The following is a 13,051-nucleotide window of genomic DNA, read 5'->3' as shown; positions in this document are numbered from 1 at the left end:
TACGCACGTCGGTTCCGGAGGACCGAACGCATGTCGGGCCTCCAACGACCATTCTGGAAAACTCACCGGATTTCGTCGGGGCCGCGATTGTAGATGTCGTCACGCCGGGTGATGTCGTCCTCGCCGAGATAGGTGCCCATCTGTACCTCGACCACCTCAAGCGGCACCTTTCCTGGGTTTTCGAGGCGATGCCATTGAGTGGCGAGGATGTAGACGCTCTCGTTCTCACGCAGGAGCATTTCGCTGCCATCCACCGTGACACGTGCGGTGCCTGTGACCACCACCCAGTGCTCGGATCGATGATGGTGCATCTGGAGGGAGAGACGTCCCCCCGGCACCACGTGCAGCAGCTTGACCTGGAAGCGCAGGCCAGAGCTCAGCGTCTCGAAGAACCCCCAAGGCCGATAATTGCGCACATGGTGCTCATGCTCTTTGCGGCCGGATGCCTTGAGCTTCGCCACGGTGATGGCGACGTCCTGCGAGCGGGATTTGTCGGCGACGAGCAGGGCGTCCTGGGTCTCTACGATGACGAGATCCTTAACCCCGATGGTGACCACGAGCGCCTTCTCGCTGCGGATGTAACAGCCGGCCGTATCTTCGATGAGCGTGTCGCCATGCACGAAATTGTCGCTGGCGTCGCGGGGTGCCATGTCCCAGAGGGAGGCCCAGGATCCGAGATCGCTCCAGGATGTCGCGAGTGGGAGGACGATGGCCTTATCCGTTTTTTCCATCACGGCGTAGTCGACGGAGATGCTCGGCGCCGTTGCAAACGCCTCGCTATCGAGACGGAGGAAGCCGAGATCCTTCGAAGCCTTGCCCAACGCTTCGCGCGCGGCGTGAAGCACGTCCGGCTCAAGCTCGGCGAGCTCGGCCAGAAAGCTGTTGGCTTGAAGGACGAATATTCCGCTGTTCCAGAGATAGCTGCCGTCCTCCAGATAGCTCTCGGCCGTTTCGAGGTCGGGCTTTTCCAGGAAGCCTTCGACTTCGAAAACGTCGCCGGCATTCGCGCCGATCCTTCTGCCCTTCTTGATATAGCCGTAGCCGGTGTGGGGCGTGCTTGGTGGAATGCCAAACAGCGCGATGTACCCTTCAGCTGCGATATTCGCGGCCCGCCGCACGGCGTCACGAAATGTATCGGTGTCGCCGATCACGTGGTCGGAAGGCAGCACGGCGAGAACCGTTTTCGGATCTCGTTCTGCAGCGATCAGAGCGGAAACCGCGATCGCCGGCGCGGTGTTGCGTGTCGAGGGCTCCAGCACCACCTCGTCGATCGCGATGCCGGCCCGCGTGGCCTGGTCGCGCACCAGAAAGCGATGGACGGTGTTGCAGACAACGATCGGAGCGGCAAAGTCCAGGGCAGCGACACGGGTCAAGGTCGATGTCAGAAGCGCGGACGAGTCCCCGCCGAGACCCGGGACGAACTGCTTGGGGTAAAGGGCTCGTGACAGAGGCCAGAGTCTCGTCCCCGAGCCGCCGGAAAGAATGACTGGAAGAATTTTTACGGGAAGCGAAGCATCACCGCTCATGATCAACCAGAATAAATAAATGACTAGGTCAAAATTACATTCAGATAATCGCTTCAATAAAAAATTGCTGGCGGCTTTCAGTGGCGCCCAATTGCGCCCATGGCTGCTTGTCTTCGCAGAATGCTGAAGCGGGCTTGGTAAGCGTTGTTGCGCCTGAAAACTTCCCCAGGATAATCATGTCCGGGATCGCACAATTTTGCAAACAGGATGAGCACAAGGGCACCTGTGCAGCTTCAATCAGGTGCCCGCGCCGGTCGACAACGTAACGATGGCCTCACCGCTGCTCAGCCAACAGGCCGGGTCGATCAGCTTCCCATCCAGGTACCGAGAGGCATGAAAAATATTGCTCGGCTGGATGCGGACCGCGTTGCGTCGCATCGGCCAAATGAGGTCATGCAAGCGGAGGCGCTATTGGACTTACGCCGAACGTGGAGATCTCACCACCACGCGCCCCAACCGCGCCAGCCATAAACGCGTGGGCCGTAACCCCGCCACCCGTACACCCGGGGACCGTAGCCGCGCCAGCCATAGACGCGGGGCTCGTCATAGCTACGCCAGCCGTAGACGCGAGGTGTGTAGCTGCTCCAGCCGTAGACGCGCGAGCCGCGATAGCAGGCTGGCTCGGCAGGTGAGGAAACGGCGGGTTTCGCCACACCAACTGGGCCGACCGCCGCAGCACTCGCAGGAAATGAAAGCCCGATGAATGCGGAGCCAGCCGAAAATGCGGCGATGCTCAAAAGTTTGCTTAAACTTTTCATCTTCACCTCTCCAATCATCTGTTTGCGACGTCTGCTAGGTGTGATGTCGCCCAACACGAGGAGCGCGCTGATGGTTCCAAGCAATGTGCATTAACCAAGCACCGACGGTGACCGCCGCGAGGCAGGCATGGAAATCGGGGTCCGGCGGCGTGCGAGGAAAGAGGACAATTGCGGCGCAAGCCAATCGGATGTTGCTGAGCTCCGCAGATGGAGCCCGTAGCAAGCTCCCTCAAAAAAGCCGGGGCCTCCTCCTGCGCTTGCCCAAGGGCCACGCTTGCCTCGGGTGCCCGGAGCGGTTAAATCCGCAGCCTATTTCAACGCGTTGTGTCCGATGCCGAAGCCGGCACCCTATACGAGGCCATCTATGACGAAGCCAACGATCACGCTCCACAAGGGCGACCTGCCAGCGGGGCTCGAGCTCGGGGCGAGTGTTGCCGTCGATACTGAGACGCTCGGACTCAATCCGCACCGCGACCGCCTGTGCCTCGTCCAGCTTTCAAGTGGGAACGGAACGGCGCATCTCGTGCAGCTCGACCGGAATGGCTATGAGGCGCCGCGCCTCAAGGCGCTGTTCGCGGACCCTGGCGTGCTCAAGATTTTTCATTTCGCGCGCTTTGATGTCGCCGTGATCGAGAAATATCTCGGCGTATCCTTGGCGCCGCTCTACTGCACGAAGATCGCATCCAAGCTGGCGCGGACATACACCGATCGCCACGGCCTGAAGGATCTCGTGGGGGAATTGCTTGGCATCGAGCTCTCGAAGCAGCAGCAGAGCTCGGACTGGGGCGCGGAGACGCTCAGCCAGCAGCAGTTGGCCTATGCGGCCTCCGACGTTCTGCACCTGCATGCACTCAAGACCAAGCTTGACGCCATGCTGGCGCGGGAAGGGCGGACCGCCTTCGCCGAGGCTGCGTTCGCCTTCCTTCCGACACGCGCCAAGCTGGACCTCGCAGGGTTTGGCGAGGACGATATTTTCGCACACTGAGCGGCGCTGCGCGGGCGCGGGGTGGCCCGGCGCCCCGGCCTGGCAAGTCCCATTGTCACCCCAATTCCGGGCGACTGTCCGGCGGCCTTCGTGGGGCGCACGGGGCAGGCACGGCTGCAACCAGGGCGTGCGCTAGGACGAGGGGCGGAGGATCCCGATGGCCATGGCCGCTGACCGGCCGCCGAGCATGGATGCGAGCCGGCAGCCGGGTGAGACCATCATGGTGAGCACCGATCGGGCGCAGGAGTTCCGCAGGGCGGGCCGACGCACGGTCGTCGTGCGGGCGCTGCGCGTCATCTTCCCGGCCGGAGCCGTGCTGCTGCTCGGCCTCTACGGGCTGTCCGTCGTGCGCACAGCGGGACTGGTTGGGAGCGAGACGCTGACCGGCGTCGCGATCCGCAAGATCCTGCCCGAAGATCTCGCGATGAAAAACCCGCGCTACGAGGGCTTCACCAAGGACGGCGGCAGCTACGTGTTCTCGGCGGCGACGGCGCAGCAGGATCCGACGCTGCCGAACGTGGTCAAGCTCAACGGCATCGTCGGAGAAGTCTTCCAGGCGGATAAGACACGAACCGACATCACGGCTACGCGCGGCGTCTTCAACAACGAGAGAAGCATCCTCGACCTCTACGAGGAGATCAATGTCGACTCGCAAAGCGGCCTCAAGGCCCGGCTGACGCGCGCCACGATCCTGACCGAGGAGGATCTGCTGACCTCGGATGAGCCGGTGCTGGTCGAGTTTCCGAGCGGGTCGGTGCGCTCGAACAAAATGACCCTGCGCCAGAAAGCCCGCGAAGCGACCTTCGCCGAGAACGTGGAGGTGGTGCTGACGCCGCAGCAGGATGACAAAGCGTCCGAAGCCACAGAGAACGAGGTCGCCCCGGCGCGGCAGGACGACGGCGCGCTGTTCACACCCGCGAACGGGCCGATCCACATCGGTGCGCACCGGCTCGACATCGATGACGCCGGAAAGGCGGCGCTTTTCACCGGGAACGTGCGCGCAGAGCAGGCCGGCTCGTTCCTGACGACGCCGGAGCTGAAAGTCCTCTATGAAGGTGGGGGCATGATGGGCGGAGCGGCGCCGGACGGCGTGAGTGTCGTGCCAGGGCAGGCCGGAAAGGTGCGGCGCATCGTGGCCCATAAGCCCGTGGTCATGCAGCGGGCCAACGGAGATCTCGTCACCAGCGACGCGGCGGATTTCGATGCGCAGGCTGAAACGGCCCTGCTCGCGGGAGACGTCGTCATGACATCCGGGACGGACCGGCGCGCGTCGAGCGAGCGCGTCGAGATCGATCAGGCGAGCGGCACCATTCTGCTCCTCGGCAGCGTGGTCGTGGCCCAGGGGGACAACGTGCTGCGCGGCGGGCGCCTTGCGATCAACCGCGCGGCCGGTACGGCGAAATTGACCACCCCCCCGGGGGCGGCTGCAGGGCCGGGACGGGTCAGCGCCCGGCTTCGCCGGGACGGTGGCCAAGCCGGTGCGGGCAAGGCGCGGCGGCAGGTCCCAGGGAAGGACGATGCCGGGGCGCTGGGCTCCTTCCATACAAATCCCGAGGCGCCAGTCGACCTCGAGGCGGATTCGCTCGACGTAAACGATATGCAGAAGGTGGCGGTATTCCGCGGCGATGTGGATGCGAAGCAGGATGGCTTCGCAATCACCTGCGCGGAGCTCTCGGCGTATTATAAAGGCGAAGCTGGGCTGCTCGATGCCGCGGCGCCGGGGGCGGCGCCAAAGGAGGGCGGGAGCCAGAGCGCGGAGCTCACGCGCATTGAGGCCAGGAAGAACGTTCGCGTGACGTCGAAGGACGGACAGACGGCAACTGGTGATTGGGCCGATTTCGACGCCAAGGCGAATAAGATCGTCATGGGCGGCAATGTGGTACTATCGAAGGGCAAGAGCATGGTGCGCGGCACCCGGCTCCTGATCGATCTCACCACCGGAGAGAGCAAGATCGACACCGCTCTGGAAAGGGCCACCGCGGGTGCAGGCGGCGCGGGAGCCACGAGCAAGGCGCCGGCTGGCCAAGCGGCGAGCAAAGGGCGGGCGAGCGCTGTGTTCTTTCCCGAGGAGATGAAGAACGGCGGGGAAGCCGCAGGCAGCGCTCCTGCCACGGGTGGTGTCGACGGCTGGTCGGCCACCGCTTCGCCGGACGGCAGCGCAGGCGAGCCGGCGAATTGACAGGACCGGCGGAAACCGGCTCGAATGTGCGAGCCTTCCCGATAAACACCGAGAACGGCAGAGCGCCAGCATGAAATTGTGGCCCCTCAGACCCAAACCGGCCGCAGACGAGCCTGACTCCTACGATGATTTCAACGGGGCCGCCGCCTACGGCCATGCCGCAACCGGCGTGGCAGACTACGATGATGGCCAGCAGGGCTGGCTCGTCGTCGACAACGTGCAGAAGAGCTACAAGAAGCGCACCGTCGTGCGCGGCGTGAGCCTGGCCGTGGCGCGGGGCGAATCCGTCGGGCTGCTAGGCCCCAACGGCGCTGGAAAGACGACGGTCTTCTATATGATCACCGGCCTCGTGCCGGCGGATGCGGGCCGCATCACCATCGACGGCCAGGACGTGACACCGCTCCCCATGTATCGAAGAGCCCGCCTCGGCATCGGCTACCTGCCGCAGGAAGCGTCCATCTTTCGCGGACTGACCGTCGAGCAGAACATCATGGCCGTGCTCGAGCTGGTGGAGCCGAACCGCAAGCGGCGCAAGGAGCAGCTCGACAGCCTCCTCGAGGAATTCCATATCACGCGGCTCAGGAAATCGCCGTCGATGGCGCTCTCGGGCGGCGAGCGGCGGCGTTGCGAGATTGCGCGGGCGCTGGCGTCGCGGCCCTCCTTCATTCTCCTCGACGAGCCGTTCGCCGGCATCGACCCGATCGCGGTGGGAGATATCCAGGAACTCGTCCGGCACCTGACGGACAGGGGCATCGGCGTGCTGATCACGGACCATAACGTGCGCGAAACGCTGAGCCTCATCGACCGGGCGTACATCATCTATGATGGTCATGTTCTGACACAAGGTAAGCCCGCGGAAATCATAGCCAACGAAGATGTCCGCCGCGTCTATCTCGGAGATATGTTCGTTAACACCCATTCAGTATAGCTTTTCGCTCAGATCCGACCCCGAACAGTCAGATAAAATCTGCGGCAGGGAGCCATGAGCGAGGAGCGGCATGGGCCGTTGCACGCGCCTCGACAGCGGTGCATCGACATCATAAACCGGTGGCGCAGACCGAAGCCTCGGGTGCGGTGTGGCGCCACGGTGGCCGTGCGCGGGGGCGGCACGGAGCGCGGGGCCTAGGCCATGGCACTGACCGTAAAGCTCGAGCTGAGACAGGGCCAGCAACTGGTGATGACACCCCAGTTGCAGCAGGCCATACGTCTGCTCCAGCTCTCCAATATCGAGCTTGGACAATTCGTCGAAGGCGAGCTCGAGCGCAATCCGCTTCTCGAGCTCGAGGACGGTCATGAGGCCCTTTCCGGCAGCGAGCGTGATGGTGCCACCGAGAGCCGCGAGCAGGAGAGCGACGAAGAATGGCTGGATCTCGACCGGCCCGCTCCCGAGGGTGAACGAGAGCTCGATGGAGACGACACCAACGCCGAGGCCGTTGTACCGAACGGCATGGATTCGGGCTGGGCGGGCGTTGGCGAGCGCGACGGCGCGCGGAGCGGCCAGGAGTTCAATCCGGAAGAGTTCGTTTCGGGTGTGCCGTCGCTGCGCGATCATCTCTCGCAGCAGATGCCGCTCGTTCTCCATGAGCAAGTGGAGCGGCTGATTGGCCAGTACCTCATCGACATGCTCGACGAGGCCGGCTACCTGCATGCCGACCTTACGCATCTTGCCGGCACGCTCGGCGCTCCGCCGGAGCTGATAGAGGCTGTGCTAGCCAAGCTGCAGGCCTGTGACCCCGCCGGGGTCTTCGCACGCTCGCTCGCCGAGTGCCTGGCGCTGCAGCTCAAGGAGCAGAACCGCTACGATCCGCAGATCGCGGCCCTGCTCGATCACCTCGACCTGCTTGCCGCACACAACATGCCGGCCTTGCGCAAGGCGATCGGCGTCGATCTCGACGAGATCGGCGACATGGTGGAGGAAATTAAGCGGCTGGACCCCAAGCCCGGCTTGAGGTTCGGTGCCGTGCAGGTGCAGGCCGTGGTGCCGGATGTGCTCGTGCGCGAGGCCGCCGACGGGCGGTGGCTGGTTGAGCTCAACAGCGATACGCTGCCGCGCGTGCTCGTTAACCGGCATTACTTCGCGGAGGTCGACAGGTCGGCACGCACCGAGGCGGATAAGACGTATCTTCTGGAATGTCTGCAGACGGCGAACTGGCTGGTGAAGAGCCTTGACCAGCGCGCTCGCACGATCCTCAAGGTTGCGGAGGAGATCGTGCGCCAGCAGGATGCTTTCCTGACCTATGGCGTGCAGCACCTGCGGCCGCTCAATCTCAAGACCGTAGCCGATGCCATATCGATGCATGAATCGACTGTGTCGCGCGTCACGTCGAACAAGTACATGGCGACGCCGCGCGGCCTATTCGAGCTCAAGTATTTCTTTACGTCGGCGATCCAGGCGGCGGGCGATGGCGAAGCCTACTCATCGGAGGCCGTCCGCCACCGCATCCGCCAGATGATCGACACCGAAAGCGCGCGAGCCATCCTCTCCGACGACAAGCTCGTCGAGCGGCTCAAGCAGGAGGGCATCGATATCGCACGCCGCACGGTGGCAAAATACCGCGAGGCGATGCGTATTCCTTCGTCCGTTCAGCGCCGCCGGGAGAAGCGGCTGACGGAGCGTGTAGGGCGCTGAACGCGCCCCCCCCGCGCTGCGGATGCTAACGGTGCTCTGATGCACCGCAGGATTGACTCTCCGAGCGGTCCGATCTAGCGTCCCCCGATACGGTCCGGGGCGCGGGGGAACCGGGCAATGGTTTGGAATTGTTAAAAAAACTCGCGGATGTCCGCGTTGTGCGATCCGGTGTCCGAGGTGCTCGGGCCTGGTAACGGAAGCTAGCGGAGCGTGGCGTGGAACCCCCCAATCTGGGATCTAAAAAGCCGACCGTCCGACACGATCACCCTTCGAATGCCGTAGGTTGCGGCGGAGCGGGAGCGGTGCATCGCAGGATCGGAGCGCTTGTATCGGCAGCCGCCATATAAACGCGGCAATCCCCCTGGATGCAGGCCGGTGCTTTCCGGCTTCAAGTGGAACAAGCGTGTAGAATGTCGGATTTAACCCGCCGAACGGCGTCCGGCATGATTTGTGCGTTACCTATTTGTACGAACAGATTGAAACGGTTTGGACTGACGCGTGAGCAGGAACGTAGCAAGCGTTGGTGACACGGCGCATGACCGAGGCGCGCGGAGCCAAGGTTCTGTAACGCGCCGCGCGTAGATGACCATCGGCCGCGAAAGCAGCCGATCACAGACCCGATGGGACCGGACACATGGATTTAAGCGATCTACTGGCACCTGGCGGAATCTTCCCCGCATTCGAGGCGACGAGCAAGAAGCAGGCGCTTCTCGATCTGTCGGCCCGTGCTTCCGAGATCACCCAGATCGATCAGCGCGTAATCTATGAAACGCTGCTCCAGCGCGAGCGACTGGGATCCACTGGGCTGGGGCGCGGCATCGCCGTTCCCCACGTCAAGCTGCAAGGGCTCGGCGGCATCATCTGCCTGTTCGCGCGTCTCGTGAAACCGATCGACTTCGAGAGCCTCGATGACGAGCCGGTGGACCTGATTTTCCTTCTGCTGGCACCGGATCATGCTGGCGGTGACCACCTCAAGGCCTTGGCCAAGATCTCGCGCCTCGTGCGTGAGCCGGCGGCGCTCGAGCGGTTGCGTACGGCACCCGATCTTCCGAGCCTGAAGCGCGCGTTGACGCTGCCGGCGGCCTCACACGCTGCCTGACCGGCCTTTTGGTGGGAGTGCTGGGCCGAGAAGAGCGTGGGCGGCAGCCGTAAGTCCGGCGCTATTGCCGCCCAGCTGCTGGCGTAGTCCGTCCGGCTATCCGTGAACGGTCAACGCCAGAAGCCCCAGGATGCCGACTGCGATCCGCCACCAGGCAAACGGGGTGAACCCGTGGCGCCCGATGAAATCGAGCGCCAGCTTCACGACGGCGACGGCCGTTACGAACGCCACGAAGAACCCGAGGCAGATCGGCAATGCATCGGAAACGTGCAGCCGCTCCCAATTCCTGTAGAAATCATAGGCAAACGCGCCGGCCATCGTCGGCAGCGCAAGGAAGAACGAGAACTCCGCTGCCGTCCGCTTGTCGGCGCCGAGCAGAAGGCCGCCGACAATGGTCGCACCCGAGCGCGACACGCCCGGGATCAGCGCCAGGCATTGGAAAAGACCGATGCCGAGGGCGCGCACCGGCGGAATGGCCGAGGCTTTGCGGTAGCGCACGGAAAGATCCAGCTTATCGATGCCCAGCAGAACGATGCCGCCGAGGATCAGCATGACGCAGATGAGCATCGGCGTTTCGAAGAGCACCTCCTTGATGAAGGCGTGGAGCGTTGCACCGAAGACCGCGGCGGGAAGGAAGGCGAGAGCAAGCGCCCATACGAAGCGGCGGGCTACGGCGTCGCTCGGTAGGGCGCGGGCGATATGCAGGAGCTGGCGGAAGTAGACCACGACGATGGCGAGGATGGCGCCAAGCTGAATCAGCACCTCGAATGTCCGGCCGGGAGATTCGAAACCTAGGAAATGTCCCGCCAGCAGAATATGGCCGGTTGAGGAGACAGGAAGGAATTCCGTCAGGCCCTCGATGAAGCCGAGCAGAACGGCTTGCCAGATCGCCATGAGGAGATGCTCTCCGGATAGTGAGGAACCGAGTGCGATGGAAACAACGCGGGGGCGGGGATGAAACCTGGAACGCTCGGTGGCACGTTCGCGGAAACAAGGATACGTTTCCGGCACGGCGCTCTCATGACACGAAAGCGGCCGGGCCAAAAGCTCAAACTTAGGATGCCATGCATACGCTGACGCAGTTCAGGCTCTGCCCGAAATCGCGCTCTATCCGGCTCGCGCTGGCAGAGGTGGCGTTTGAGGCCGCGCTCGCGGAGGAGCGGCCATGGGAATGGCGGGATGAATTCCTGGCGCTCAATCCGGCCGGCGAGCTGCCGGTGCTCGAGATCGACAGCGGCCCTGTGCTGTGCGGGGCCTACGCTATTTCGGAATATTTTTCAGAGCTGCTGAAAGATCGTGAGAAGGACGGCCCGCCGCCGCCCCTTTTTCACGGCCCGCTCGACGAGCAGGCCGAGCAGCGCCGCCTGGTTGACTGGTTTCACGGCAAGCTCGATCGGGAAGTCACGCGCGAACTGCTGGTCGAGCGGGTCTATGGCCATCTCATGCCGGGTGAGGCGCACGCGCCGGATCCAGCCGCGCTGCGGGCCATCCGCGCCAACATCCGGTATCATCTGGGCTATGTGAACCATCTCGCGCATGAGCGCCGGTGGCTCGCGGGCGACGAGATGAGTTTTGCGGATCTCGCGGCGGCCGGGCATCTTTCATCGATCGACTATCTGGGCGAAATCCCCTGGGAGGCGTATCCGGCGGCCAAGGCATGGTATGCGCGGCTGAAGTCGCGGCCGTCGTTCCGGTCGCTGCTCGCCGACCGCACGCCTGGAATCGCGCCGGCGCCGGTCTACGCCGATCTCGACTTCTAAGGCGGGTTATCGATGGAGCATTCCTGCGAGACGATCGCCGGGCACCAGCCCCGGAATGGCATCAAGGCGTTCCTTGCGGTGCGTGCGCGCGAACTCGGCTTCGAGACGATGCGCGTGACGCGTCCCGATGCGATCTCGCATGCCGGCGACCGGTTGCGCTTCTTCCTTGACGACGGCCGGCACGGCACCATGGCCTGGATGGAAGCTAACGCCGACCGGCGCGCCGATCCGCGCGTGCTGTGGCCCGAAGCGCGCTCCGTCATCATGCTCGCCATGAGCTATACGCCGGAGACGAATCCGCTCGACGCGCTCGGCGAGCCGCTCAAGGGGATCGTTTCGGCCTACGCCAAGCGCAGCGACTATCACGATGTGATGAAAGGCAAGCTCAAGGAGCTGGCGGGCCTGGTCGAGCGCCGAACGGGTGCAGCGGTCAAGGTGTTCGTCGATACGGCGCCGCTGATGGAGAAGCCTCTCGCGCAGGCCGCCGGTATCGGCTGGCAGGGGAAGCACACCAATCTCGTCTCGCGCGACAGCGGATCGTGGCTCTTCCTCGGGGCCATCCTTTCGGCGGCGAATCTCGAGGCCGACGAGGCGGAGCCCGACCGCTGCGGAAGCTGCAGCCGCTGCCTCGACGTCTGCCCCACGAAAGCGTTTCCGGCGCCCTATCAGCTCGATGCGCGCCGCTGCATCGCCTACCTCACCATCGAGTACAAGGGCCATATTCCGGAGGAGTTCCGAGAGCCTATCGGCAACCGCATCTTCGGCTGCGACGACTGCCTTGCCGTTTGCCCGTGGAACAAGTTTGCCGGCGTGGCGCGCGAGGCGCGTCTCAGCGTGCGGGCCGAACTCGACGATCCGCCGCTGGCCGAGCTCCTGACGCTCGACGATGCGGCGTTTCGGGCGCGTTTCCGCAATACGCCGATGAAGCGAACCGGGCGTGATCGCGTGGTCCGCAACTGCCTCATCGCCGCCGGTAATGCGCGCGATGCCTCGCTCCTGCCGATGGTCGAGCCGCTGCTTGCGGATACTTCACCGCTGGTTCGGGCAATGGCGGTTTGGGCGTACCGGCGTCTCGCGTCGCCAGGCGCCGTCGCCGATGCCCGGGCGCGCCGTGAAGCGTCGGAGCCCGACCCCGATGTGGCGAAGGAGTGGACGCAATGAGCCGGCTGTTTGCGTTCGGCCTCGGCTATACGGCGGAGGCGTTTGCGCGGCGCGTGCGCGCGCTCGGCTGGCACGTCTCAGGCACCGCTCGTACGCCAGAGGGTGTCGCGCGGCTCAAGGCACTGGGCTACGAGGGCTATCTGTTCGACGGTGCGTCGCCGACAGAGGGCGCGGAAGCCGCTATCGCTGCGGCGACGCACGTGCTCGTATCGGCGGGGCCCGATGACGCGGGGGATCCGACGCTGCGCCATCATGGGCCGCTGCTTGCCGATAGCGCTGGGCTTGGCTGGATCGGATACCTATCGACCATCGGCGTCTATGGAGATGCGGGCGGCGCGTGGCGCGACGAGACGTCGGCGCCGAAACCCGGCTCGGAGCGAACGCGGCGGCGGGTTGCAGCGGAGGAGGACTGGCTTGCGTTCGGGCGCGCCCATAACAAAACGGTGCAGGTCTTCCGGCTCGGGGGCATCTATGGGCCGGGGCGCAGCGCCGTGGACGATCTGCGCGAGGGGAGCGCGCGCCGGATCATCAAGCCGGGCCAGGTTTTCAACCGCATCCATGTGGAGGACATCGCGGCCGTCCTCGAGGCGGCTGCGGAGGGGCGAGGCCGGCACGATCTCTACAACGTCACCGATGGAGAGCCCTCTCCGCCGCAGGATGTCATCACATATGCCGCGAAGCTGATGGGACTCGCGCCGCCGCCGGAAATCCCCTTCGAGAGCGCGCCGCTCTCGCCGATGGGCCGCAGCTTCTACGGCGAGAACCGGCGGGTGCGGAGCTTGCGCATTCGGGAGGATCTCGGAGTGAAGCTCCAGTATCCGAGCTATCGGGAGGGTCTCGCCGCCATCTTGGCCGGACAGTCGGACTGAGCGCCGGCCCGTCCCGCCGATGTTTCTCCATGGACCACGCGGTAAGACGCCGCTAACCATCCGGACGGAGTTGTGCTCGAGGCAG

General features: G+C 64.3%; 11 protein-coding genes. 8 read left to right on the top strand and 3 right to left on the bottom strand.

Features of this window, described 5'->3' with window-relative positions; translation table 11 throughout:
- Window positions 1-62: 62 nt before the first annotated feature.
- Window positions 63-1,526, bottom strand: a complete 1,464-nt coding sequence (locus V7P99_RS04995; protein ID WP_333793688.1) for a mannose-1-phosphate guanylyltransferase/mannose-6-phosphate isomerase — start codon at window positions 1,524-1,526, stop codon at window positions 63-65.
- Window positions 1,527-1,963: 437 nt separating this feature from the next.
- Entirely contained in the window at window positions 1,964-2,284 is a 321-nt protein-coding gene (locus tag V7P99_RS04990) for a hypothetical protein (RefSeq protein ID WP_333793687.1), read from the bottom strand.
- 364 nt (window positions 2,285-2,648) lie between these two features.
- On the opposite strand from V7P99_RS04990, the gene V7P99_RS04985 reads away from it, so the two are divergent.
- From V7P99_RS04985 to V7P99_RS04965, 5 genes are all read left to right on the top strand, one after another.
- Complete coding sequence (locus V7P99_RS04985) at window positions 2,649-3,269, top strand: ribonuclease D (RefSeq protein ID WP_333793686.1); 621 nt, start codon at window positions 2,649-2,651, stop codon at window positions 3,267-3,269.
- 157 nt (window positions 3,270-3,426) lie between these two features.
- Window positions 3,427-5,448 (top strand): LPS export ABC transporter periplasmic protein LptC, encoded by a 2,022-nt coding sequence (lptC, locus tag V7P99_RS04980; protein ID WP_333793685.1) that lies wholly within the window; start codon window positions 3,427-3,429, stop codon window positions 5,446-5,448.
- 70 nt (window positions 5,449-5,518) lie between these two features.
- Window positions 5,519-6,376 carry an LPS export ABC transporter ATP-binding protein gene (gene lptB / locus V7P99_RS04975; RefSeq protein WP_333793684.1) on the top strand — a complete coding sequence of 286 codons (858 nt, stop codon included), beginning with the start codon at window positions 5,519-5,521 and terminating at the stop codon, window positions 6,374-6,376.
- A gap of 201 nt (window positions 6,377-6,577) precedes the next feature.
- Window positions 6,578-8,077 carry an RNA polymerase factor sigma-54 gene (gene rpoN, locus V7P99_RS04970; RefSeq protein WP_333793683.1) on the top strand — a complete coding sequence of 500 codons (1,500 nt, stop codon included), beginning with the start codon at window positions 6,578-6,580 and terminating at the stop codon, window positions 8,075-8,077.
- A gap of 634 nt (window positions 8,078-8,711) precedes the next feature.
- On the top strand, window positions 8,712-9,176 hold the full coding sequence (locus tag V7P99_RS04965; RefSeq protein ID WP_333793682.1) for a PTS sugar transporter subunit IIA: 465 nt from the start codon (window positions 8,712-8,714) through the stop codon (window positions 9,174-9,176).
- Between the two features lie 96 nt (window positions 9,177-9,272).
- Here the strand turns inward: V7P99_RS04965 and V7P99_RS04960 are convergent, their stop codons facing one another.
- Window positions 9,273-10,070: an undecaprenyl-diphosphate phosphatase gene (locus tag V7P99_RS04960; protein WP_333793681.1), complete on the bottom strand. Its 798-nt coding sequence runs from the start codon at window positions 10,068-10,070 to the stop codon at window positions 9,273-9,275.
- A gap of 170 nt (window positions 10,071-10,240) precedes the next feature.
- Here V7P99_RS04960 and V7P99_RS04955 point away from each other — a divergent pair, with 170 nt between their 5' ends.
- The 3 genes from V7P99_RS04955 to V7P99_RS04945 are packed head-to-tail and all read left to right on the top strand — an operon-like array spanning window position 10,241 to window position 12,966.
- A complete protein-coding gene (locus V7P99_RS04955; protein WP_333793680.1) occupies window positions 10,241-10,936 on the top strand; it encodes a glutathione S-transferase family protein in 696 nt (231 codons plus the stop codon).
- Window positions 10,937-10,948: 12 nt separating this feature from the next.
- The gene (queG, locus tag V7P99_RS04950; protein WP_333793679.1) at window positions 10,949-12,097 is read left to right on the top strand and encodes a tRNA epoxyqueuosine(34) reductase QueG; all 1,149 of its coding nucleotides are present in this window, start codon (window positions 10,949-10,951) and stop codon (window positions 12,095-12,097) included.
- On the top strand, window positions 12,094-12,966 hold the full coding sequence (locus V7P99_RS04945; protein WP_333793678.1) for an SDR family oxidoreductase: 873 nt from the start codon (window positions 12,094-12,096) through the stop codon (window positions 12,964-12,966). Before queG ends, V7P99_RS04945 begins: the two co-directional genes overlap by 4 nt.
- The last annotated feature ends 85 nt before the right edge of the window (window positions 12,967-13,051 follow it).

This window comes from Hyphomicrobium sp. (assembly GCF_036780825.1).
Taxonomy (GTDB): Bacteria; Pseudomonadota; Alphaproteobacteria; order Rhizobiales; family Hyphomicrobiaceae; genus Hyphomicrobium_C.
This window is presented reverse-complemented; position numbering and strand designations above follow the sequence as displayed.

Coding starts and splice junctions, on each gene's coding strand:
- V7P99_RS04995 (WP_333793688.1), bottom strand. CDS start 1,526: ATGAGCGGTGATGCTTCGCTTCCCGTAAAAATTCTTCCAGTCATTCTT.
- V7P99_RS04990 (WP_333793687.1), bottom strand. CDS start 2,284: ATGAAAAGTTTAAGCAAACTTTTGAGCATCGCCGCATTTTCGGCTGGC.
- V7P99_RS04985 (WP_333793686.1), top strand. CDS start 2,649: ATGACGAAGCCAACGATCACGCTCCACAAGGGCGACCTGCCAGCGGGG.
- lptC (WP_333793685.1), top strand. CDS start 3,427: ATGGCCATGGCCGCTGACCGGCCGCCGAGCATGGATGCGAGCCGGCAG.
- lptB (WP_333793684.1), top strand. CDS start 5,519: ATGAAATTGTGGCCCCTCAGACCCAAACCGGCCGCAGACGAGCCTGAC.
- rpoN (WP_333793683.1), top strand. CDS start 6,578: ATGGCACTGACCGTAAAGCTCGAGCTGAGACAGGGCCAGCAACTGGTG.
- V7P99_RS04965 (WP_333793682.1), top strand. CDS start 8,712: ATGGATTTAAGCGATCTACTGGCACCTGGCGGAATCTTCCCCGCATTC.
- V7P99_RS04960 (WP_333793681.1), bottom strand. CDS start 10,070: ATGGCGATCTGGCAAGCCGTTCTGCTCGGCTTCATCGAGGGCCTGACG.
- V7P99_RS04955 (WP_333793680.1), top strand. CDS start 10,241: ATGCATACGCTGACGCAGTTCAGGCTCTGCCCGAAATCGCGCTCTATC.
- queG (WP_333793679.1), top strand. CDS start 10,949: ATGGAGCATTCCTGCGAGACGATCGCCGGGCACCAGCCCCGGAATGGC.
- V7P99_RS04945 (WP_333793678.1), top strand. CDS start 12,094: ATGAGCCGGCTGTTTGCGTTCGGCCTCGGCTATACGGCGGAGGCGTTT.